This is a genomic window from Paracoccus sp. NFXS7 (assembly GCF_040148865.1).
GTDB classification, from domain to species: Bacteria; Pseudomonadota; Alphaproteobacteria; order Rhodobacterales; family Rhodobacteraceae; genus Paracoccus; species Paracoccus marcusii.
In genome coordinates this window covers 417,209-438,497 of sequence record NZ_JAKEKV010000001.1, presented here as the reverse complement: position 1 = coordinate 438,497, position 21,289 = coordinate 417,209, and the positions used below count along the sequence as shown (strand labels likewise).

At 66.7% G+C, this 21,289-nt stretch carries 17 protein-coding genes and 1 tRNA gene; 8 read left to right on the top strand and 10 right to left on the bottom strand.

Going from position 1 to position 21,289, the window contains the following annotated elements; all coding sequences use genetic code 11:
• Positions 1 to 38: 38 nt before the first annotated feature.
• Together LZ686_RS02210 and LZ686_RS02205 are read right to left on the bottom strand one after the other, a co-directional pair.
• Positions 39 to 1,604, bottom strand: a complete 1,566-nt coding sequence (locus LZ686_RS02210) for an ABC transporter substrate-binding protein (protein WP_127898731.1) — start codon at positions 1,602 to 1,604, stop codon at positions 39 to 41.
• A 42-nt stretch (positions 1,605 to 1,646) separates the two neighbouring features.
• Positions 1,647 to 3,170 carry a M81 family metallopeptidase gene (locus LZ686_RS02205; protein WP_349546857.1) on the bottom strand — a complete coding sequence of 508 codons (1,524 nt, stop codon included), beginning with the start codon at positions 3,168 to 3,170 and terminating at the stop codon, positions 1,647 to 1,649.
• Positions 3,171 to 3,248: 78 nt separating this feature from the next.
• On the opposite strand from LZ686_RS02205, the gene LZ686_RS02200 reads away from it, so the two are divergent.
• Positions 3,249 to 4,040: an IclR family transcriptional regulator gene (locus LZ686_RS02200; RefSeq protein WP_304613691.1), complete on the top strand. Its 792-nt coding sequence runs from the start codon at positions 3,249 to 3,251 to the stop codon at positions 4,038 to 4,040.
• Between the two features lie 53 nt (positions 4,041 to 4,093).
• Here LZ686_RS02200 and LZ686_RS02195 read toward each other — a convergent pair.
• A tRNA-Gln gene (locus LZ686_RS02195) sits at positions 4,094 to 4,168 on the bottom strand.
• 94 nt (positions 4,169 to 4,262) lie between these two features.
• On the opposite strand from LZ686_RS02195, the gene LZ686_RS02190 reads away from it, so the two are divergent.
• Positions 4,263 to 5,432, top strand: coding sequence for a BaiN/RdsA family NAD(P)/FAD-dependent oxidoreductase (locus LZ686_RS02190; RefSeq protein ID WP_349546856.1), 1,170 nt, complete (start codon positions 4,263 to 4,265; stop codon positions 5,430 to 5,432).
• On the opposite strand, the gene LZ686_RS02185 is transcribed toward LZ686_RS02190, so the two are convergent.
• From LZ686_RS02185 to LZ686_RS02170, 4 genes are read right to left on the bottom strand one after another with little or no spacing between them, the layout of a single operon-like run.
• Positions 5,429 to 6,736 (bottom strand): mechanosensitive ion channel domain-containing protein, encoded by a 1,308-nt coding sequence (locus LZ686_RS02185; RefSeq protein WP_349546855.1) that lies wholly within the window; start codon positions 6,734 to 6,736, stop codon positions 5,429 to 5,431. The genes LZ686_RS02190 and LZ686_RS02185 overlap by 4 nt on opposite strands.
• The gene (gene kdsA / locus LZ686_RS02180) at positions 6,733 to 7,575 is read right to left on the bottom strand and encodes a 3-deoxy-8-phosphooctulonate synthase (protein WP_349546854.1); all 843 of its coding nucleotides are present in this window, start codon (positions 7,573 to 7,575) and stop codon (positions 6,733 to 6,735) included. The genes LZ686_RS02185 and kdsA overlap by 4 nt, the downstream gene beginning before the upstream one ends.
• Positions 7,572 to 9,344, bottom strand: a complete 1,773-nt coding sequence (locus LZ686_RS02175; RefSeq protein WP_349546853.1) for a capsule biosynthesis protein — start codon at positions 9,342 to 9,344, stop codon at positions 7,572 to 7,574. The genes kdsA and LZ686_RS02175 overlap by 4 nt, the downstream gene beginning before the upstream one ends.
• Positions 9,328 to 9,981, bottom strand: coding sequence for an ABC transporter ATP-binding protein (locus LZ686_RS02170; protein ID WP_045981699.1), 654 nt, complete (start codon positions 9,979 to 9,981; stop codon positions 9,328 to 9,330). Before LZ686_RS02170 ends, LZ686_RS02175 begins: the two co-directional genes overlap by 17 nt.
• A gap of 169 nt (positions 9,982 to 10,150) precedes the next feature.
• Between LZ686_RS02170 and LZ686_RS02165 the strand changes: the two genes are divergently transcribed.
• The 5 genes from LZ686_RS02165 to LZ686_RS02145 all read left to right on the top strand — a co-directional run bounded on the left by LZ686_RS02165 (position 10,151) and on the right by LZ686_RS02145 (position 16,819).
• Positions 10,151 to 10,741, top strand: coding sequence for a uracil-DNA glycosylase family protein (locus LZ686_RS02165; protein WP_349546852.1), 591 nt, complete (start codon positions 10,151 to 10,153; stop codon positions 10,739 to 10,741).
• A 138-nt stretch (positions 10,742 to 10,879) separates the two neighbouring features.
• Complete coding sequence (locus tag LZ686_RS02160; protein ID WP_139085344.1) at positions 10,880 to 11,845, top strand: TAXI family TRAP transporter solute-binding subunit; 966 nt, start codon at positions 10,880 to 10,882, stop codon at positions 11,843 to 11,845.
• Positions 11,846 to 11,928: 83 nt separating this feature from the next.
• Positions 11,929 to 14,733 (top strand): TRAP transporter permease, encoded by a 2,805-nt coding sequence (locus LZ686_RS02155; RefSeq protein ID WP_127898720.1) that lies wholly within the window; start codon positions 11,929 to 11,931, stop codon positions 14,731 to 14,733.
• Positions 14,726 to 15,151: a universal stress protein gene (locus LZ686_RS02150; RefSeq protein ID WP_349546851.1), complete on the top strand. Its 426-nt coding sequence runs from the start codon at positions 14,726 to 14,728 to the stop codon at positions 15,149 to 15,151. Before LZ686_RS02155 ends, LZ686_RS02150 begins: the two co-directional genes overlap by 8 nt.
• Positions 15,152 to 15,154: 3 nt before the next feature.
• On the top strand, positions 15,155 to 16,819 hold the full coding sequence (locus LZ686_RS02145) for a formate--tetrahydrofolate ligase (RefSeq protein WP_349546850.1): 1,665 nt from the start codon (positions 15,155 to 15,157) through the stop codon (positions 16,817 to 16,819).
• 5 nt (positions 16,820 to 16,824) lie between these two features.
• Here the strand turns inward: LZ686_RS02145 and LZ686_RS02140 are convergent, their stop codons facing one another.
• The gene (locus LZ686_RS02140; RefSeq protein ID WP_349546849.1) at positions 16,825 to 18,216 is read right to left on the bottom strand and encodes a hypothetical protein; all 1,392 of its coding nucleotides are present in this window, start codon (positions 18,214 to 18,216) and stop codon (positions 16,825 to 16,827) included.
• A gap of 160 nt (positions 18,217 to 18,376) precedes the next feature.
• On the opposite strand from LZ686_RS02140, the gene LZ686_RS02135 reads away from it, so the two are divergent.
• Positions 18,377 to 19,972 carry a peptide chain release factor 3 gene (locus LZ686_RS02135; protein WP_349546848.1) on the top strand — a complete coding sequence of 532 codons (1,596 nt, stop codon included), beginning with the start codon at positions 18,377 to 18,379 and terminating at the stop codon, positions 19,970 to 19,972.
• Here the strand turns inward: LZ686_RS02135 and LZ686_RS02130 are convergent.
• Positions 19,969 to 20,826 carry a transglutaminase-like domain-containing protein gene (locus tag LZ686_RS02130; RefSeq protein WP_349546847.1) on the bottom strand — a complete coding sequence of 286 codons (858 nt, stop codon included), beginning with the start codon at positions 20,824 to 20,826 and terminating at the stop codon, positions 19,969 to 19,971. The genes LZ686_RS02135 and LZ686_RS02130 overlap by 4 nt on opposite strands.
• Positions 20,826 to 21,248, bottom strand: coding sequence for an OsmC family protein (locus LZ686_RS02125; RefSeq protein WP_045999588.1), 423 nt, complete (start codon positions 21,246 to 21,248; stop codon positions 20,826 to 20,828). Before LZ686_RS02125 ends, LZ686_RS02130 begins: the two co-directional genes overlap by 1 nt.
• Positions 21,249 to 21,289 lie beyond the last annotated feature (41 nt).

Here is a 21,289-nt window from a genome sequence, read left to right as displayed (position 1 = left end):
GGTGGGTGGGGGGCGGCGGGACCGCCCCCTGCTTTCGATCACTCGGACTTCTGCAGGCCCCAGAAGACCGGCACGGGCGAGTTGATCATCTCGGTGATCGTGGTGCGGCGGGCCTGCGGCAGGGTGTACTGACCCAGAGGGATCAGCAGGCCGTTCTCAAGGGCATGGGCCTGGATCTTCTCGGCGACCGCAGCCTGGGCTGCTGCGTCGGGGGCGTCGATGAACTCCTCCTTGAGACCCTCAATGGTCTCGTCGGTCGGCCAGCCGAACCAAGCGTCGTCGCCGCGTCCGTTCAGCATCGGGTTCGAGATCGGGTTCGAGATCTCCGGCACCATCCAGTTTGTGATGAACACGTTCCAGCCCCCCTCGGCCGGGGCCGCCTGGCTGGCGCGGCGCGTGACCAGCGTTTGCCAGTCCATTGGCTGCAGCTCGACCTGGAACCCGGCCTCGCGCAGCATCTGCGACACGACGACGGGCTGGGTGGCCAGCGCCACCATGTCGGTGGGTGCCATCAGCACGACCGGCGTGCCGTCATAGCCCGCCTGTTCCAGCAGCGCCCGCGCCTCCTCGGCGCCGCCGCCCTGGGTCAGGGTTTCGGTGCCGGTGGCGTTCTCCAGTGGCGTGCCGCAGCCCAGGATGGCGCCGCAGACCGAATAATATTCGGGGTTGCCGACCATCGCGGCCAGGACCGGTTCCTGGGTGATCGCCTTGATGGCCGCCTGGCGGACCTGGACGTTGTCGAAAGGCGGGTGCAGGAAGTTCATCCGCGTCATCGTCTGCATGCCGGTCGGCTCTCGCGTTTCGACGACGATGTTCGGATCACCCTCCAGCAGCGGGATCAGGTCGACCTGCATCGCCTCTATATAGTCGATCTCTCCGCCCGACAGCGCGTTCACGGCGGTCTGGACGTCGGGCATGTTGACCCATTCGACGCGGTCGACATTGACGACCTTGCCGCCGGCCATCCAGTCGGCGGGTTCGTCGCGCGGCACGTATTCGTCGAACTTCTCATAGACGACCATCAGCCCCGGCTGGAACTCCGCCTCGACAAAGCGGAACGGCCCCGAGCCCACATATTCGGTGATCGCCTCGTCGGCCGAGGTCTCGGCCACGCGGGCGGGCATGATGAAGGGGGGCAGGGCCGACTGCTTGGACAGCACGTCCAGCATCGGCACGAAGGGTTCGGTCAGCGTCCAGGTGATCGTCTTGTCATCGGTCGCCTCAAGGCTGGCGGTGCGGTCCATGATGACCTGTCCGCCCGCGTCCTTCTGCCCCCACCGCTGCAGCGAGGCCACGGCATCGGCCGCCGTCACCGGCGCGCCGTCATGGAAGGTCAGCCCGTCGCGCAGCGTGAAGGTATAGGTCAGCTGATCGTCCGAGATGGTCCAGTCGGCCATCTGCGGCTGCGGCTGGAATTCGGAATCCTGCGCGATCAGCACGTCGTAGATCATGTAGGCATGGTTGCGCGTGATGTGGGCGGTGGTGATCACGGGGTCCAGCACGCGCAGGCCGGAATGCATCACGGCCTTGACGGTGGTCTCGGCCCAGGCCGCGCCTGTCAGCATGGTCGAGGCCAGAAGCGTGGCAGTCAATTTCTTGAGCATGGTGTCCTCTCTGTTGAACGGGTCCGCGGGGTGATCTTGGCGTCAGCCTTGCGCGGGGGGTGTGAAGGGTGCGCCGCCCGGCTCCAGCCGGATGCCCGGGGCAAGGTTGCGAAAGGGCAGGCTGGCCGGGCTGACGGGCATGGGCCCGGGCGCGGCGCAGGTCAGGATCGCCGCCGCGATGGGGGCGAAATCGGCACGGAAATGGTTCGAGCTTTTCACGACCAGGATGGCCTGCTCCTCGGGGACGATCCCCAGGAAGCGGAACATCTGCCGATCGGCCATCTGCGCCTTTTCCGACGCGATGGCGACCCGCACGCCCCCGACGCTGAGGCAGGCGGACGGCCCAAGCGCCAGATGCGCGCCGCCATAGAACGGGCCCGTGGCATGGCAGGCCCCGTCGGACAGCGCGTCCACGGTGAATTGGCCCTGAAATGGCGCATCGCCCGGAATGCCGGACCGACCGCCTAGGGCCAGATCGATGGTCGCGCCCACCCCCGCGGCATGGGCCGCCGCCGCCGCCTCCGGATCGATGATCAGGCCGATGGCCGCGTCCCGGGCATCGGCCTCGACCAGGGCGCGCAGCATGCCGGTCGTGTCGGAATTGCCGCCTGCGCCGGGATTGTCCTGCGTGTCGACCAGGATCACCGGCCGATCGGTGGCGCGGCGCATTGCCTCTGCCACCCCGCCCGCGGGGCTAAGGCATTCGCCGCGGAACGCGGGTTCGGCCTCGCGCAGGGCCTGTGCCAGGCCGTCGGCCATCGCGTCGGCCTGTGCCTGCGTCTGGGCATAGGCGATGACCGAGGGGCGGCAGTCGGCGAAATCGGCCGCGGGAAACCCCATGAACAGCGACGCACAGCCCTGACCGTCGCAGGCGGCAACCCGGTCATAAAGCCCGGCTGCGGGTTGTGCATCGGTCGCCTGCCACGCGATCGGGATCAGAAAATCCAGCTGCCGGAATGCCTTGGCGTTGGGCGCGCCGCTCATCAGGCGGTCCAGTTGCTGAGCCGCACGATGCCCGGTCAGGGCCATGTCGACATGCGGATAGGTGCGGAACCCCACCATTAGGTCGGCATTGTCCACCATCCGCGCCGTGATGTTGCCGTGCAGGTCCAGCGCCGCGACGACAGGCGTATTCGGCCCGACTGCCTGGCGCACCCGCTCCAACAGCAGGCCTTCGCCGTCCGGCGCCCCATCGGCCACCATCGCGCCATGCAGGTCCATAAAGACGCCGTCCAGTGGCCCCGCATCGCGCAGGCCCTGGACGATCTCCTCGGTCAGGGCGGCGTAGCAATCGGCGGTCACCGGCGCGGATGGGACCGCGCCGGCCCAGACGACAGGCACCATCTGCCAGCCCTGCTTTTCGCCATGCGCGATGACGCCGGCGATCGGCAGGTTCACGTCCCGCGCCCGATCGATGATCTGCGCCCCGCGGCACAGAGGCAGATAGCCGCCGCCCTGTTCAAAGGCCGCCATGTCGGCGGGGCTTGGGGCAAAGGAATTGCTCTCATGAACGAAGCCCGCAAGGGCGATCCGCAAAGGACGGGCAGGAATCGTCTGGGTCAGCAATGTATTGTCTTCCGATACAGTTGCATTGTATCACGAGTGTATTAACCCAAAATTGATCATGTCAATGTCGGAGATTGCATGCAGCGCAAGAATCACGATCCGGACGGTCCGCAGGCAGAGAATGCCTTGTTCGTCCAATCCCTTGCCCGCGGAATGAGCGTTCTGGAAGCGTTTCGCGATGCCGACGGGGCACTGTCGCTTGGCCAGATCGCCACGCGGACCGGGCTGACGCGCAGCGCGGCGCAGCGTCTGGTGCACACCTTTCGCACGCTGGGCTATCTGACGTTGGCCGAGGATGGTCGCGGCTTTCGTCTGGACCTGCCGATCCTGGACCTGACGCACGACTATCTGCGCCTGAACCCGCTGGTACGTCGCGCCAGTCCGATCCTGCTGGACCTGCGTCGCAACGTCCGCGAACGGGTCGACCTGTCACTGTTCGATGGTCAGCGCATGGTCTATGCCGCCCGGATGCAAAGCAAGCGCGAGACGTTCTTTGCGACTTTGGTGGGCAACAGCGTGCCCACGACCTGCACGTCGGGCGGTTGGGCCGTCATGGCGATGCTGCCCCCGACCGAGGTCGACCAGATCCTGGACCAGGCCAGTCTTCGGCCGCTGACGCCCCGGACCCTGACCGATCCCCACGCGATCCGCGATCAGGTCGCGCTGGCGCGAGAGGCCGGCCACGCGCTGGCGCTGGAGCAGATCCTGATGGGAGAGGTGGCCCTTGGCGTGGCGATCCCGGACGCATCGGGCCGCCCGATCGCGGCGATCCACATCGCCGGATCGCTGTCGGAATGGGATCCGGAGGAGTTCCGCCGCCGCAACGCACCCTTGGCCGCAGAGGCCGTGCGCAGCATCATGTCAGCGTAGGCGACATCATGTATGGCCGCCAAGTACGGCTGATCATTCGACTTTCTGGATATTGGCTGGGGCGGTAGGATTCGAACCTACGGTACACGGTACCAAAAACCGATGCCTTACCACTTGGCCACGCCCCAACTGTGGAGGGTGATTACCCAAGCCCGCAGATGGGTGCAAGACGAAAAATGCAGAAATCTTGCCCCCGTCCCAAAGCCCCGGTATCGACGCGCCATGGAACACGCCGATATCGTCATTCTGGGGGCCGGGGCGGCCGGATTGTTCTGCGCAGGCTCTGCCGTCGCGCAGGGCAGGCGGGTCGTGGTGCTGGATCATGCGCCGACGCCCGCCGAAAAGATCCGCATTTCCGGCGGCGGGCGGTGCAATTTCACCAACCTCGCGACCGGGCCGGACCGTTTCCTGTCGGACAACCCGCGCTTCGCAGCCAGTGCGTTGGCGCGGTATCGTCCGCAGGCCTTTGTCGATCTGGTCGACGGGGCGGGAATCGCTTGGCACGAAAAGACCCAAGGCCAGTTGTTCTGCGACGGCAAGGCCACGCAGATCACCGACATGCTGCTGGACCGCATGGCTGGGGCGGACCTGCGCCTTGGCACGCGCATCGACGGCGTCAGCCAGGATGGTGATCAGTTCGTGGTCGCGAGCTCCGGCGGGCCGATCAGCACGGGACGGGTCGTTGTGGCGACGGGCGGCAAGTCGATTCCCAAGATCGGCGCGACGGGGCTAGGCTATGATCTGGCGCGCCAGTTCGGGCTGCGTCTTGTCGAAACGCGGCCCGCGCTGGTGCCGCTGACCTTTGCGGAACAGGATCTGGCGCTGTGCCGTCCGCTGGCCGGACTGTCGGTCGAGGCGCGGATCACGCATGGCAGGGGCAGCTTTCGCGATGCGCTGCTGTTCACGCATCGCGGGCTGAGCGGCCCGGTGATCCTGCAGATCTCAAGCTTCTGGCAGGCGGGCGAGGTGCTGACGATCGATCTTGCGCCCGACCGCGACATCGCCGCCGACCTGAAGGCCGCACGCGGCGGCAAGGCGCAGGTGGCGACCATCCTGGCCCAGATGCTGCCGGAACGCCTTGCCCAATCCGTGGCGGCGGACGCGGGCTTGGCACAGGCGCGGCTGGCCGATCAGCCGAACGCCCGGCTGGACGCGCTGGGCGCGCGCGTGAACCGGTGGCAGGTCCGACCCGTGGGGACCGAAGGCTATCGCACCGCCGAAGTCACCTTGGGCGGCGTGGATACCCGCGATCTGGACGCGCGGACCATGCAGGCGCGCCAAGTACCCGGTCTGGCGTTCATCGGCGAATGCGTCGACGTGACGGGGTGGCTGGGCGGCTATAATTTTCAGTGGGCCTGGGCGTCAGCGGATGCCGCCGGGCGCGCCGCCTAGGTCCGTGGCGTCGGGCTGAGCAGGTCGCGCCCGTCATCGATACGACCCCGTTCGACCATCTCCTCGAACGCGGCGTCGGGGTTCAGGTCGGACAGGCGCGCATCGGCGGGGCGTGAGGGGCGGGCAGGGCTTGGACGCGCCTCCGCCTCGGGCTGTTCCAGGCGGATGCGGTGGACGGGTTCCGGCACCAGATAGCCCTTGCTGTCCAGCGCATGGCGCAGCAGGCGAAACGCCTCTCCGCGCGCCAGGTCGAAATCGGTGCCGTCCTGCGAGACCCACCCCCCGGCGCGGATGACAACGTGATCCGGCCCCTGGGCATCCAGCCAGGCGACGGGTTCGGGACGCTTCAGCACGAAATCCATCCCCGCCAGCGCCCTGAGCACCAGATCGCGCGCGCGGCCCAGATCGGCGCCAGGGTCGATGGTCAGGTCGACCATGAACCGGCGTTCGGGGTTGCGCGTGTAATTGGTTAGAACGGCCTTGTAGATGATCTGGTTCGGGATGCGGATATGATTGCCGTCCAGCGTCAGCAGGGTGGTGCCGCGACTGGTCAGGCGGATCACCCGACCGCGCAGGCCGTTCACCTCGATCAGGTCGTTCGGGTTGAAGGGTTGGCGCAGCGACAGCAGCATCGTGGCCACGAATCCTTCGATCGTGTCGCGGGCGGCAAAGGACAGCGACAGGCCGAAGATGCCCGCCGCACCCAGCAATGTCCCCAACAGCGCCCGCGCACCCATCAGGTCCAGCGCCACGACAAGCGCCACGATCCATGCGGTTAGCCGGATCGTTTGTGCCAGAAACCCGGCGATGAACGGGTTCGGTGCGATCCCCGACAGGGTTCGTTCCCGCCGCGACAGCCAGCCGCCGGCCAGCACGATTATCGCCCCCACGGCCAAGCCCAGTGCCATGAAGGGCAGTCCCGCGATAACAGCGGTCAGGCGGGACTGAAACCTATCGCGGACCGAAACCAGCCGCGTGCCCAGGTCGGTGGACAGGGTCACCCGATCCTCGATCGCGACGACCCCCTCGACACGTGCCAGCAGCGATTCAAGGCGCGAAATGGTCTGTTGTTCGGTCACCTCGCCGACAAGGGTCACGATCCCCGCATCGACACTGGCACGGACGCCATCGAATTCAGGGACTTGCGCGAGGATGCTGGAAATCCTCGACAGGATTGCCAGGTCGGTCGCCCGATTGTCCTGTGTGGAGATCGCGCCGCTTGGCGTCGACGGTGCTGACGGATCGGCGACCTGGGCGGCCACGGGGGCCGCCAGCGCCAACAGGATCAGCAGAACGCGGATCATGCCGGGAGCGGGTCGGCCTTTGCCAGCCGGTCGAAGGCCATCAGCGATGCGATCAGCGCGGGCATACGGTCCAGCGGGATCATGTTCGGCCCGTCGGACGGCGCGGTGTCTGGGGCTTCGTGCGTTTCGATGAAGACGCCGGCCACGCCCAGGGCCACAGCGGCCCGTGCCATGACCGGGGCGAATTCACGTTGTCCGCCAGAACTGCCGCCCTGACCGCCCGGCTGCTGGACCGAATGGGTCGCGTCCATGATCACCGGATAGCCGGTGCGCGCCATGATCGGCAGCGACCGCATGTCGGCCACCAACGTGTTATAGCCGAAGCTGGCCCCGCGTTCGGTCAGCAGGATGTTACTGTTCCCGGTCGAGGCGACCTTGTCCGCGACGTTGGGCATGTCCCAGGGGGCCAGGAACTGACCCTTCTTGATGTTGACCACCGCGCCGGTGCGGCCCGCAGTCAGCAACAGGTCGGTCTGGCGGCACAGAAAGGCGGGGATCTGGATCACGTCGACCACCTGCGCGGCGCGCACCGCCTGGTCCGCGTCATGGATGTCGGTCAGCACGGGGCAGCCGAACCTTTCGCGGACCGCGGCCAGGATCTCCAGCCCCTCGTCGATGCCTAAGCCCCGGCGACCCGACAAAGAGGTGCGGTTCGCCTTGTCATAGCTGGCCTTGAAGACAAAGGACGCCCCGGCATCGGTACAGGCCTTGGCCATCACTTCGGCGATCATCAGCGCGTGGTCCAGGCTTTCCAGCTGGCAGGGTCCGGCGATCACCGTCAGCGGCAGGTCGTTGCCGCAAGTGATCGAACCGATGGGGATATGCTTGGCAGTCGTCATGTCGATACCTGTTCGCGTAGGATGGAGGCCGTCAGCGACAGCATCAGATAGATACCCGAAAACACCAGGAATGCCACCAGGGTGTTCTGGAACGCGCGGGGATAGGTCGCCTCATCCGGCGGAATGGGCGCGATGGACAGCGACAGATAGCGGACCTGCTTGTTCGCCTCGATGCGCGCGGTTTCCATCTGGGCGGCGGCGGCGGCCAGCATTTCCTGGCGCGTCAGCATCTCGGCCTCGGCGACGCGCAGCTCTCCGCCGATGGCGGCCAGAGAGTTGCGTGTGTCGTTGCCCTGCGTCAGCTGCTGGCGGGTCTGCGTGATCAGGTCGCGCAGGCGGGCGATGTCGCCCTCCACCGCATCGACGCGGCTTTGCAGGGGGCGGGCATTCGACTGCAACTGGCCCAGTTCCAGCTGCTTTTCGGCCAGTTGGCCCTCCAGCATGCTGACCTGCGCCATGACCACGCCGCTTTCCGCGACGGGGTCCAGGACGCCCAGCCTCTCCTGCAACTCCTGGACGCGAAGCTGGGCGGCCAGCATCTTCTCCTCGGCGTCCTGATAGGTCTCGCGCGCGCCGTCCATCTGGTCGGAGCGCATGCGTGAGGTCAGGGCGTCAACAAGCTGTTCCGCATAGGAAATCAGCGCGCGCGAGAACTGTTCGCTCAGCTGCGGGTCGGGCGCGATGACCTCCATGTTCAGCACGCCTTCGGTCGGGTCATAGCCGATCTTGACGGAATCCTTGTACAGGCTGAACGTGGCCTCGTTCGTGGCATCCTCGGGCAGGCGCTTGATCGCATCGACCGACGGGTCCTGGAAGGCGCGCCGGAAGCCCAGATCCTCGTCCAGCCGCAGCATCGCGTCGCGCGATGTCAGATAGCTTTGCACCGCGACCGCGTCCTGGTTGGTGCCCAACCCCGACCCGCCCAGCATCCCGCTGAGCCCGCTGGCGCCGGATCCGCTTTCGGCCGACTGGATCTGGAACTGCGACACCGTGGCGTAAAGCGGAGAGGCATAGCGGCCGTAATAGATGCCGACCAGTGCGGTCGGCAGGAACACGAACAGCGCCAGCCGCATCGCCAGCATTGCCATGCGGCGGCGGCGGCGGCGGGCCAGGTCGCGCTGGATGCGATAGATTTCGGCGGCGCGCTTTTCCTCGGTCAGTTCTTCGCGGGACGGCAGGGCGGGGCGGCCGGGGGGCGCCGGGCTGCGGTCGGGCAGGATCGACGGCACGGGGGCCTGCCGCACGGCGGGCGCGTTGGGCGAGGGGGCGGCCTGCGCGCGCGTGCCCTCCGACGACAGGATGCTGCCGACGGCGGTGCGGTGGGACGGATCGATCCCCCGCTCGCGCAGACGCAGCACGGCCTCCTCGGCCGAGGAAACCTCGATCTGGTGCAGGGCGGCGATGCGCTTGGCGATGCGCAGCTGGCGTTCGGTCAGCTTCTCCGCGCGGATGGCGGCCAGTCGCGCCTCCATGTCGCCAGAATCCGCAGAGGGTGCGGCCGGCATGTCCTTTTCGGGGGACGGCGCTGCGGGCTTGGTCAGGCGAAAATCACCCAGGCCGTCGTCGATCGGTTCGGTGGCCAGGAACCGTTCCAGCCGCGCCTGGCGTTCGGACGCGTCAGAGGCGGGGGCATCGCTGCGGCGCGCGACCTCCAACCGGGGCGGCGCGGGGCTGTCCGATGCGGTCGGTTCTGCCGGCGGGGGCGTCTGGGGCGTGATCGAGGCCATCGCCTGCGTGTTGTACCGGCGCGCTTTAGGAGGTGTAGTCATAATATTGCTTGGCCTCGTCGAGGGTCTCGAACAGATACAACCTGCCATCACGCAGGATCGCGGCGCGGTTGCAGAACTTCTCGATCGTGCTGGGCTGGTGGGACACGATCACCGTGGTCGCGGTCTGAAGCCGCTCGAACAGGACGCGACCGGCCTTGCGATTGAATTCCACATCCGTGGTCTGGGGCATGCCCTCGTCGATCAGGTAGATGTCGAAATCCAGCGCCAGCAGCAGCGAGAAGTTGAACCGTTGCCGCATGCCCGTGGAATAGGTGCCGACCGGCATGTCAAAATATTCGTGAATGTCGCACAGCCACCGCGTGAAGGCCGCGACGTAATCGGGGTCCAGCCCATAGATGCGCGCGATGTAACGCGCGTTCTCGTTGCCGGTGTGGCGCGTGACCAAGCCACCCATGAACCCCAGGGGAAACGAGATGCGGCATTCGCGGCGGATCTTGCCTTCGTCGGGCTTTTCCAGCCCGCACATCATGTTCACCAGGGTGGTCTTGCCGGTGCCGTTGGGGGCCAGGATGCCAAGCGATTGCCCCAGCTCGACCCTGAACGAGGCCTGCTCGAGGATGATCTTGTGCTGCTTGCCGGTCCAGAAGGATTTGGACACATTGTCGAATTCAAGCATGGCCTTGTTATACCAACGCGTTTCGGCACGAGGCGTGCCATGCCGGGTGCCTCGACTGCCAAGGCGACATTAGGGTGGGGCGGACGGGGTGTCCAGTCTTGCCATCGGGCCCGATAATTTGTGATCTGACCAGCCTTATATCGCCGCAATTTCGCCATAAATGCGACGCATGTATGATCACGACGCCCCATTGGCCGACCGTATCCGTGCCTGCAGGCTGTGCGCGGACCGCTTTGCCGTGACCGCCACGCGCCATGCGCCCCGACCGGTGGTCTGGTTCCGGCCGGGAACGCGGATCCTGATCGTGGGGCAGGCGCCGGGCGCGCGGGTCCATGACAGCGGGCGGCCCTTCACCGACCGTTCCGGCGACAGGCTGCGCGACTGGATGGGGGTGGAGCCGGACACCTTCTATGACCGCGACCGGATCTCGATCGTGCCGATGGCCTTCTGCTTTCCGGGTTACGACGCCAAGGGGTCGGACCTGCCGCCCCCGCCCATCTGCGCGGCGACGTGGCGGCGGCAGGTGATGGACCAGCTGAACCCGCAGCTGACCCTGCTGGTCGGCGGGCATGCGATGCGGTGGCATCTGGGCGGGCGCAACGTGACGCAGACCGTCCGGGACTGGCGCACCCATGCGCCCGCGGTGTTTCCGCTGCCCCATCCCAGCTGGCGCAACACCGGATGGCTGCGCGCCAATCCGTGGTTCGCGACCGACCTGCTGCCCGTGCTGCGGGACCGGGTGGCGACCCTGCTGGGCTGATCAAGGCCAGGTCCACGCCCGGGACGCTTTGTGGCCGTGCGGGCTTGTGTTTCGCACACGCATCCGTGACGATAAGACCATCCAGCGGGAACGCGCCTGTCATGCCTTCCCGCCAATCATCGTTAGGGAGACGCCGACATGGGTAAATTGAAACCGATCCTGCTGAGCACCGCCATGGCACTGGGTGCCACGCCGCTGATGGCGCAGGAAGAACAGTTCATCACCATCGGTACCGGCGGCCAGACGGGCGTCTATTACGTCGTGGGTCAGTCGATCTGCCGCCTGGTGAACCGCGACACGGCGACCACTGGCCTGCGCTGCACCGCGCCCGCGACCGGTGGATCCATCGACAACATCAACCAGATCCGGTCCGGCGGCATGACGATGGGCGTGGCCCAGTCCGACTGGCAGTTCCACGCCTATAACGGCAGCTCGGACTATGAGGGCGATGCATTCACCGACCTGCGCGCCGTGTTCGCCGTCCACCCCGAGCCCTTCACCGTCGTGGCCCGTGCCGACAGCGGCGTCGAGACCTTTACCGACCTGGCGGGCAAGCGCGTGAACGTCGGCAACCCCGGTTCCGGATCGCGCGGCACGTTCGAGGTCGTCCTGGAAGCCATGGGCATGAGCATGGACGACTTTGCGCTGTCGTCGGAACTGCGCCCCGCCGAACAGTCGGCTGCCCTGGGCGACAACCAGGTCGATGCCATCAGCTATACCGTGGGCCATCCCAACGGTTCGATCCAGGAGGCGACCTCGACCGTGGACGCGACCCTGGTCGACGTGTCCGGCGAGGCGATCGACAAGCTGATCGCGGACAATCCGTTCTACTCAAAGGTCGTGATCCCCGGCGGCATGTATGCCGGCAACGACGACGACACCGAGACCTTCGGCGTCAAGGCGACCTTCGTGACCTCGGCCGCGATCCCGGACGAGACGGTGTACCAGGTCGTCAAGGCGGTCTTCGACAACTTCGATCGCTTCAAGGGCCTGCACCCGGCCTTCGCCTCGCTGACCCCCGAGGAGATGATCGCCGATGGCAACAGCGCGCCCCTGCACCCCGGTGCCGAGCGCTACTATCGCGAACAGGGCTGGATCCAGTAATCCAGGCCTGACCGGGGCGGCCCCATCGGGCCGCCCTTCATCATGACCAACGAACAACAAGATGCATCGCAGGGGGTGCCGTGATGAGCGACGACGACAAGACCAGGGAACGCCAGCAGCAGGCCAGCGCGGTCGAGATGCAGGCGTCGGGCCACGGCGCCCTGACCCAGGAGGAACTGGACGAACTGGTCGCCTCGTCGGACACGGGCGCGCGCACTCCGCCGGGTTTCGTGGGCAAGCTGATCCTGGGGGTGGCCCTGTGCTGGTCGCTGTTCCAGCTGTGGATCGCCTCGCCGCTGCCCTTCATGCTGAACTTTGCCATCATCAGCGCCACGGATGCCCGCGCGGTCCATCTGGCCTTCGCGCTGTTTCTGGCTTTCATGGCCTATCCTGCTGAAAAGTCGCCTTTCCAGCTGGCCCTTGGTGTGTCGGTTCCGGTGATCCTGTCCGGGCTGTTCATTTATGGCGCGCCCGCCGCGATGCCGCTGTGGTGGCTGGCACTGGCCGGGGCTGGCGTCGTGGCGGCCGTGCTGCTGGGCAGCCCCAAGACCCGCGTTCCGCCATGGGAATGGCTGCTGGCGCTGGCCGGCGTGGTCGTCACCATGTACGTCTTTATCAACAGCGACGCGCTTGGCCGCCGGGTCGGCGCGCCGATCACCACGGACCTGATCGTGGCGGTCGTGGGCATCCTGCTGCTGCTGGAGGCCACGCGCCGCAGCCTTGGGCCGGCCCTGATGATCGTCGCCACGGTGTTTCTGGCCTATACCTTCCTGGGCCCCTATATGCCGTCGATCATCGCGCATCGCGGCAATTCGCTGGCCGAGGTCGCCAACCACCAGTGGGTCACGACCGAAGGCGTGTTCGGCATCGCCCTTGGGGTGTCGACCAGCTTCGTGTTCCTGTTCGTGCTGTTCGGCGCGCTGTTGGACAAGGCGGGCGCGGGCAACTATTTCATCCAGGTCGCCTTTTCGCTGATGGGCCACCTGCGCGGCGGGCCTGCCAAGGCCGCCGTCGTCAGCAGCGCCATGACCGGCCTGATCTCGGGCTCGTCCATCGCCAACGTGGTCACCACCGGCACCTTCACCATCCCGCTGATGAAGAAGGTGGGCTTTTCCAGCGAAAAGGCCGGGGCGGTCGAAACCGCGTCGTCGGTCAACGGCCAGATCATGCCACCCGTCATGGGCGCCGCAGCCTTCCTGATGGTCGAGTATGTGGGCATTCCCTATTTCGACGTCGTCAAGCACGCGTTTCTGCCCGCCACGATCAGCTATATCGCACTGGTCTATATCGTGCATCTGGAGGCCATGAAGGCCGGGATGCAGGGCCTGCCACGTGCCTATACGCCGCCGCCGCTGCTGCGCCGGCTGATGTTCGCGGCCTTCCTTATCGCGGGCATCTGCGCGCTGTCGCTGGCGGTCTATTACCTGATGGGCTGGATCCGGCCCGCATTCGGTGCGGCCGCCCCCTACGTGGTCTTTGCCGTCCTGACGGCGGCCTATGTCGGCCTGCTGTGGGTCGCCTCGCGCGAGGAGCCGCTGCAGATCGACGATCCCAACGCGCCGGTGACGGAACTGCCGCTGCCGGGGCCGACGGTCCGGTCGGGTCTGCACTTCATCCTGCCGGTGGTCGTGCTGGTCTGGGCGCTGATGGTCGACCGCCTGTCGCCGGGCCTGTCGGCCTTCTGGGCCACCGCCTACATGATCTTCATCCTGCTGACGCAGCGACCGCTGATGGTGCTGCTGCGCGGGTCCGACCGCACCGGAAACGCCCGCACCGGGCGCGCATTGCGTGCCGGGTTCGACGATCTGGTGGACGGGCTTATCTCGGGCGCACGCAACATGATCGGCATCGGCATCGCCACGGCGACCGCGGGCATCATCGTGGGCGCGGTCAGTCAGACCGGCGTCGGATCGGCCCTGGCCGAAGTGGTCGAGGTCCTGTCGGGCGGCCATCTGCTGGCCATCCTTGGCCTGACCGCGGTCCTGTCGCTGATCCTGGGGATGGGTCTGCCGACGACGGCGAACTATATCGTCGTCTCGGCACTGCTGGCGCCGGTCATCGTGACGCTTGGTCAGCAGAACGGGCTGATCGTGCCGCTGATCGCGGTGCACCTGTTCGTGTTTTACTTCGGCATCATGGCCGACGTGACCCCGCCCGTGGGCCTTGCATCCTTTGCCGCGGCGGCCGTGTCGGGGGGCGATCCGATCAAGACCGGGGTCGTCGCCTTCGGCTACAGCATGCGCACGGCGGTCCTGCCGTTCCTGTTCATCTTCAACACCGATCTGCTGCTGATCGACGTGGGCTGGGGGCAGGGGATCTTCGTCTTCATCACGGCGACCATCGCGATGCTGCTGTTCGCGGCCGCGACCCAGGGCTGGTTCCTGGTCCGCAGCAAGCTGTGGGAGACGGTCCTGCTGCTGGTGATCGCCTTTACCATCTTCCGGCCCGGCTTCTTCTGGGGCTACGTCTTCCCGCCGTTCGAGGAGCGTTCGGGCGCGGAACTGGTCCAGGCGCTGGAGGACAGCGAGGTCGGCGACGGCCTGCGCCTGCGCATCGCCGGGCTGAACGACATCGGCAACCCCGTTGAGTTCACGGCCCTGCTGCCCGTCCCCGAAGGCGCCACCGGAGAGGAACGGCTGGAGGCCGCCGGCATCACCCTGATCCAGGACGGTGATCGCACGCTGATCGATAACGTGGCGTTCGACAGCCCGGCGCAGGCGGCGGGGCTGGACTGGGATCAGACCGTGCTTGCCGTGAACGCCCCGGCGGCAGCGCCGTCGCGGTACTGGATCTATATCCCGGCCTTCCTGCTGATGGGGCTGGTGATCTGGTCGCAGCGTCGGCGCGAGACGCGCCCCCAGCCCGTGAAAGGACCGCGCCATGCATGACGTCGTGCTGCTGCCGATCGACCTTCAGCATCCCGAAAGCTGGGAAAAGGCCCTGCCGGCCGCGATGCGGCTGGCGGGGGACGAGGGCGTGATCCACCTGCTGGGGATCGTGCATGATTTCGGCAGCTCGATGGTGGCGACCTTCCTGCCCAAGGGGTACGAACAGAAGGCCCTGCAGAAGATGAAGGGCGCGCTGGACGATTTCGCCAGCCAGCATTTCCCCGACCAGTCGCGCGTGCAGGTGCATGTCGGCCACGGGCATGTGGCCGAGACGATCCTCAAGGCCGCGGCCCGGCACAAGGCGGACCTGATCGTGATGGCCAGCGACAAGCCGGACGAGCTGCGCAGCATCCTGGTCAGCCGCGATGCCAACGCCGTCGTGCGCCATTCGCCGGTCTCGGTCATGGTGGTGCGCTAGGACATGCAGACCGACCTTCAGATCGCGCGCGCCGCGACCAAGCGGCCGATCAACGACATCGCCGCCCGTCTTGGTCTGACCCCCGACCAGATTTTGCCCTATGGCCATGACAAGGCCAAGATCACGCATGACGCGCTGGCCGGTCTGACCGGCCCCGAAGGCCGCCTGATCCTGGTCACCGCCATCAACCCGACCCCTGCGGGAGAGGGCAAGACCACAACGACCGTGGGCTTGGGCGATGCCCTGAACCGGATTGGCCACCGCGCCACCATCTGCATCCGCGAGGCCAGCCTTGGCCCGAACTTCGGCATGAAGGGCGGGGCGGCCGGGGGCGGGCGCGCGCAAATCGTGCCGATGGAGGAGATGAACCTTCATTTCACCGGCGATTTCCACGCCATCACCTCGGCCCACAATCTGCTGGCCGCGATGATCGACAACCACATCCACTGGGGCAATGCGCTTGACCTGGACACGCGCCGCATCACCTGGCGGCGGGTCATGGACATGAACGACCGCGCGCTGCGCGATGTGGTCGTGGGGCTGGGCGGTCCGGCGAACGGGTTTTCGCGCCAGACCGGTTTCGACATCACCGTCGCGTCCGAGGTAATGGCGATCCTGTGCCTGTCGCGCGATCTGGCCGATCTGCAGGACCGGCTTGGCCGGATCGTCGTGGGCTATACCCGCGACCGCCAACCCGTCACCGCGCGCGATCTGCAGGCAGATGGCGCGATGACCGTCCTTCTGAAGGACGCCTTGCAGCCGAACCTGGTCCAGACGCTGGAGAACAACCCAGCGCTGGTGCACGGCGGCCCCTTCGCCAATATCGCCCATGGCTGCAACAGCGTCATCGCGACCCGCGCCGCCCTGCGCCTGTCCGATTACGTGGTGACCGAGGCGGGCTTCGGCGCCGATCTGGGGGCCGAGAAGTTCCTGAACATCAAGTGCCGCCTTGCGGGGCTTGCGCCGGCGGCCGTCGTGCTGGTGGCCACGGTGCGGGCGCTGAAGATGAACGGCGGCGTGGCCAAGGCCGATCTGGCGGCGGAAGACGTCGCGGCGGTCACCGCGGGCTGCGCCAATCTGGGCCGGCACATCGAGAACATCCGCAGCTTTGGCCTGCCGGTCGTCGTGGCGTTGAACCATTTCGATGGCGACACCCCGGCCGAGATCGCGGCCCTGCAGGACTACTGCGCCGAACAGGGGGTGCAGGCCATCCTGGCGCGGCACTGGGCCATGGGTGGCGCCGGTGCCGAGGATCTGGCCCGCGCGGTCGTCGCCCTGGCGGAACAGCCTGCGGCATTCGCGCCGCTTTACCCCGACGCGATGCCGCTGTGGGACAAGATCCAGACGGTCTGCACCCATATCCACCGCGCCGCGCGGGTCGAACCCGGTCCCGGCGTCCTGGATCAACTGGCCGCCTGGCAGGCGGCGGGCCATGGGCATATGCCGGTCTGCATCGCCAAGACGCAGTACAGTTTTTCGACCGATCCGGACCTGCGCGGCGCGCCCACCGGGCATGTCATACCGGTGCGAGAGGTGCGGCTGAACGCGGGCGCGGGCTTTGTCGTGGCGATCTGCGGGCAGATCATGACCATGCCGGGCCTGCCGCGCCATCCCGCAGCCGAGGTCATCCGGCTGGACGATCTGGGACAGGTCGAGGGGTTGTTCTGACCCGATCAGGCGGCGGCCACTTCCTTGGCTTCCGGTTCGAACAGGCGGGACAGCAGGGTCAGGCGATCCAGGCTGTCCAGCATCCGGGGCAGGGGCGCATCCTGCGTCAGCGCCTCGACGCACAGGCGGCGGGTCATGGCGCGGACTGCGGGGCTGGCCGGGCCGTCCGCGTGATGCTGCGCGATGCGGGCGCAGTCGGTGAAGGCCGCGACGTCACCGGCCAGCGCGGCGCGGTCCCACAGCCGCATCACGGCATCCGGCAGGGGGGTCGCGATGGCCACGATGCGCCCGGTCAGCCATGCGGCCTCGGGTCCGTCCAGGCCGGAGGGGCGGTCACCGTGACGCGTCAGGCCAAGCCATGCGCGCAGATGCCGGGCCGCGACCGCGTCGCGAAAGCAGATGCGCCCCAATCGGGTCAGGTCATCGGGCATCGCCTGGCGCGAGGGGGACAGGCGGGCGAACCAGTTCTCTCCGGTCGCGCGGGTCAGGCTGGTTGCCGCGTGCAGGGCCTGCGCCTTGGGGATGTCCATCGCGGCGATCCGGTCGGCCAGCTGGCGGGCGGTGGTCTGGACGGGATGGGGCTGCAGCCAGACGGGCGCGGGACCGCGCCAGCGTTTCCACGCCGCCATGTGCAGCGCCATCGCCACATGGACCGTCGGCTGGACCGCATCCGCGAATGTCTGGTCCGCGGTGGCAAAACCCAGCCTGACGGGAAATGATCCGTCGGGTCGCTGGACCTGGATCAGGTCGGACAGCATGTCCGCCACCGGGTGGTCGTCGTCCAGCAGCCGCAGGCAAAACGCGATCCGGGCAACCGACCCCGTGCATCCCGCGCCCTGTGCCCAGGTTGCCAGCATTCTCAGGTGGTCGAAGATCAGCGTATAGGCGCGCGGGTGGGACAGGCGGGGACGCCGCGCGCCATGATGATAAAGCTGCTTCAGCAGCTGCGCCACCTGTGCCACGTGATCGGGGGTGATCGAGGCCGGGAGCGTTGTCAGCACGGCCTCGGCCTCTGCCAACAGGACGGGGTCGTCGGACAGCGCTAACCTGTGCGGCAGGGGCAGGGCGGGGTCGTCGGCCAGCGCCTCGCAGGCCAGTTGCCACAGGGGGTCGGTCTGGCCGACCAGACCGCCCGCCAGCGTCAGGCGAACCAGCGCATCGTCCCGCGCGCCGTCAAGAACGCGCAAGGCGCCCTGGCGAACCAGATCGGGCGTCAGGCGACGCAGCACGATCACCTCGATCGGCGAGATGCGCCCGCGCAGGCCCGACAGCACCGGCGCGATCTGTCCCACCAGCGCCAGCGCGCCGATGTCGGGATGATCCAGCGGGCAGGGATCGGGCAGGGCCATGATGCGCTGGCGCAGCCATTCAAGGCCGCGGTTGGACAGCAGCCGCATCAATTGGTCCCATGATCCGTCCATCTGCGCCCTCGTCCGTTTCGCGGTTGATCATGCGACAAGGACGCGCGGGTTCAAGAACCGGATGCAGACAATTCGCGCCATTGGCGGCATGATGCCGGGAATTGCGTCGGACGCGCGCGCAGGATAAAGCGGCGGCATGACAAACCGCCCCCAGCTTCCACCCGAAATCGCCCGCCGCCGGACCTTTGCGATCATCTCGCATCCCGATGCCGGCAAGACAACGCTGACAGAGAAGTTCCTGCTGTACGGTGGCGCCATCCAGATGGCCGGGCAGGTTCGCGCAAAGGGCGAGGCGCGGCGCACGCGATCAGATTTCATGAAGATGGAGCAGGATCGCGGCATCTCGGTGTCCGCGTCGGCGATGTCGTTCGATTTTGACGGACATCGCTTCAACCTGGTGGATACGCCGGGCCACAGCGACTTTTCCGAAGATACCTATCGCACGCTGACCGCGGTGGATGCGGCGATCATGGTCATCGACGGGGCCAAGGGTGTCGAATCGCAAACCCGCAAGCTGTTCGAGGTCTGCCGCCTGCGCGACCTGCCGATCCTGACCTTCTGCAACAAGATGGACCGCGAATCCCGTGACACGTTCGAGATCATCGACGAGATCCAGGAGAACCTGGCCATCGACGTGGCGCCGGCATCCTGGCCGATCGGCGTGGGGCGAGAGTTCATCGGCTGCTATGACATGCTGGGCGACCGGCTGGAGCTGATGGACCGGGCCGACCGCAACAAGGTGGCGCAGTCGATCTCGATGAAGGGGCTGGACGACCCGCGGCTGGCCGATCACGTTCCCGCCGACCTGTTGGCCAAGCTGCGCGAGGAGGTCGAGATGGCCCGCGAGCTGCTGCCGACATTCGACCATCGGTCGTTCTTGGAGGGGCACATGACGCCCATCTGGTTCGGCAGCGCGATCAACAGCTTTGGCGTGCAGGAGTTGATGCAGGGCATCAGCACCTATGGCCCGCCGCCGCAGCCCCAGAATAGTGCCGAGCGCGAGATTTCCCCGGACGAGAACACCGTGACCGGCTTCGTGTTCAAGGTTCAGGCCAACATGGACCCCAAGCACCGCGACCGCGTGGCTTTCGTTCGGCTGGCATCGGGGCATTTCGAACGTGGCATGAAGATGGTCCACGTCCGTACGAAGAAACCGATGGCCGTGTCGAACCCGGTCCTGTTCCTAGCCGCCGACCGCGAACTGGCCGAGGAGGCCTGGGCCGGCGACATCATCGGCATTCCGAACCACGGCCAACTGCGCATCGGCGACGCCCTGACCGAGGGAGAGACGCTGCGTTTCACGGGCATCCCGTCATTTGCGCCCGAGCTGCTGCAGACGGTGCGCGCGACGGACCCGATGAAGGCCAAGCACCTGGAAAAGGCGCTGATGCAGTTCGCCGAGGAGGGGGCCGCCAAGGTCTTCAAGCCCGCGATCGGATCGGGCTTCATCGTGGGCGTCGTGGGCGCGCTGCAGTTCGAGGTGCTGGCCAGCCGGATCGAGCTGGAATACGGCATCCCGGTGCGGTTCGAGGGCAGCCAGTTCACCAGCGCCCGTTGGGTCAGTGGCGCCAAATCGGTGGTCGAAGCCTTTGCCGAAACGAACAAGGCGCATCTGGCCCATGACCATGATGGCGATCTGGTCTATCTGACCCGCCTGCAATGGGACATCGACCGGATCGGTCGCGATCACCCGGACCTGAGGCTGACCGCGACCAAGGAGATGATGGTCTAGCGCCGCGTCTCCTGACCGAAGGCCATGCCGTCCAACTCCTGCCCGGTCTCGTCGACCGGGTGGCACCAGACGGTGAAGTCCAGCAGCTGATGCGGGCCAAAGCTGGCCAGCATCGCCACATCGGCCGCATCGCGGCCCCGTGCGACGACGACGCGGCCAAGGCGGCGTTCGTTGTTGCGCGGGTCGAAGGTCCACCAGCGGCCAGATAGGTAGACCTCGATCCAGGCGGCGAAATCCATCGGCGCGTCGACCTTGGGCACGCCGATATCGCCGACATAGCCGTTCACATAGCGGGCCGGGATGTTCAGCGCCCGCAGATAGGCCAGCGCCAGGTGTGCGAAATCGCGGCAGACGGCCATGCCGCCCTTGCTGGCATCATGGGCAGTGCGAAAGACCGACGCCGTGCCATAGTCGAATGTCAGCACCTTGTGACCATGGTCCAGCACCGCCTGGACACGGCCCCAGCCCGGTTGCAGATGACCGAACAGGTCCCAGGCCTGCTGGGACAGGACGTCGCTTTCGACATAGCGGGACGCCATCAGGTAGATCAGCGCATCGTCGGGCAGATCCTCTACCCGCGTTTCCTGGGCCGCGAAATCGACATCGTCCCACATTTCATCGTCATTCAGGGTGACATCCCCGCGAAGGACAAATTCGCCTGCAGGGGCAACCATGCGGCGGCAGATGTTTCCGAACAGGTCGCGGTACTCATGCACGTCGACATGAGGAACGGTCGTGACCTGTTCGGGGGCTGTGAAATCGTCGTGCCGTGTCGCCTCGGGGGCCACAAGGCAGATGAGGGGGGTCGGCTGCTCGACCTTGATACGGAACTCGTGACCGACCCGGACGCGCATCAGGAAACCGACGCGTCCATCGTGATTTCGGCATTCAGCAGCTTGCTGATCGGGCAGCCTTCCTTGGCCTTTTCGGCGACTTCGAGGATCTTCGCCTGGTCCGCATCAGCGGTGATGGTCGTGGTCAGGTGGGCCTTCTTGACCGCGAAACCGTCGCCTTCCTTGTCCATCGAGATATCGGACTTCGTCTTGATCGACACGCCCGAGATGCCTTCCTGCTCCAGCATCATCGCCAGTGCCATCGAGAAGCACGACGCATGCGCGGCGCCGATCAGTTCCTCGGGGTTGGTGCCGGGCTTGTCCTCGAAGCGGGTGTTGAAGCCGTAGGGCTGCGCCGACAGCGCGCCCGACTTGGTCGAGACCTGGCCCTTGCCCTCTTTCAGGCCGCCAGTCCATTCAGCCGATCCGGTGCGGGTAATCATGTGATCCATCCTTTTCCTTGGTCAGTGTTGCCCGCCCAACG

Coding starts and splice junctions, on each gene's coding strand:
- LZ686_RS02210 (WP_127898731.1), bottom strand. CDS start 1,604: ATGCTCAAGAAATTGACTGCCACGCTTCTGGCCTCGACCATGCTGACA.
- LZ686_RS02200 (WP_304613691.1), top strand. CDS start 3,249: ATGCAGCGCAAGAATCACGATCCGGACGGTCCGCAGGCAGAGAATGCC.
- LZ686_RS02190 (WP_349546856.1), top strand. CDS start 4,263: ATGGAACACGCCGATATCGTCATTCTGGGGGCCGGGGCGGCCGGATTG.
- LZ686_RS02185 (WP_349546855.1), bottom strand. CDS start 6,736: ATGATCCGCGTTCTGCTGATCCTGTTGGCGCTGGCGGCCCCCGTGGCC.
- kdsA (WP_349546854.1), bottom strand. CDS start 7,575: ATGACGACTGCCAAGCATATCCCCATCGGTTCGATCACTTGCGGCAAC.
- LZ686_RS02175 (WP_349546853.1), bottom strand. CDS start 9,344: ATGACTACACCTCCTAAAGCGCGCCGGTACAACACGCAGGCGATGGCC.
- LZ686_RS02170 (WP_045981699.1), bottom strand. CDS start 9,981: ATGCTTGAATTCGACAATGTGTCCAAATCCTTCTGGACCGGCAAGCAG.
- LZ686_RS02165 (WP_349546852.1), top strand. CDS start 10,151: ATGTATGATCACGACGCCCCATTGGCCGACCGTATCCGTGCCTGCAGG.
- LZ686_RS02160 (WP_139085344.1), top strand. CDS start 10,880: ATGGGTAAATTGAAACCGATCCTGCTGAGCACCGCCATGGCACTGGGT.
- LZ686_RS02155 (WP_127898720.1), top strand. CDS start 11,929: ATGAGCGACGACGACAAGACCAGGGAACGCCAGCAGCAGGCCAGCGCG.
- LZ686_RS02150 (WP_349546851.1), top strand. CDS start 14,726: ATGCATGACGTCGTGCTGCTGCCGATCGACCTTCAGCATCCCGAAAGC.
- LZ686_RS02145 (WP_349546850.1), top strand. CDS start 15,155: ATGCAGACCGACCTTCAGATCGCGCGCGCCGCGACCAAGCGGCCGATC.
- LZ686_RS02140 (WP_349546849.1), bottom strand. CDS start 18,216: ATGCGGCTGCTGTCCAACCGCGGCCTTGAATGGCTGCGCCAGCGCATC.
- LZ686_RS02135 (WP_349546848.1), top strand. CDS start 18,377: ATGACAAACCGCCCCCAGCTTCCACCCGAAATCGCCCGCCGCCGGACC.
- LZ686_RS02130 (WP_349546847.1), bottom strand. CDS start 20,826: ATGCGCGTCCGGGTCGGTCACGAGTTCCGTATCAAGGTCGAGCAGCCG.
- LZ686_RS02125 (WP_045999588.1), bottom strand. CDS start 21,248: ATGATTACCCGCACCGGATCGGCTGAATGGACTGGCGGCCTGAAAGAG.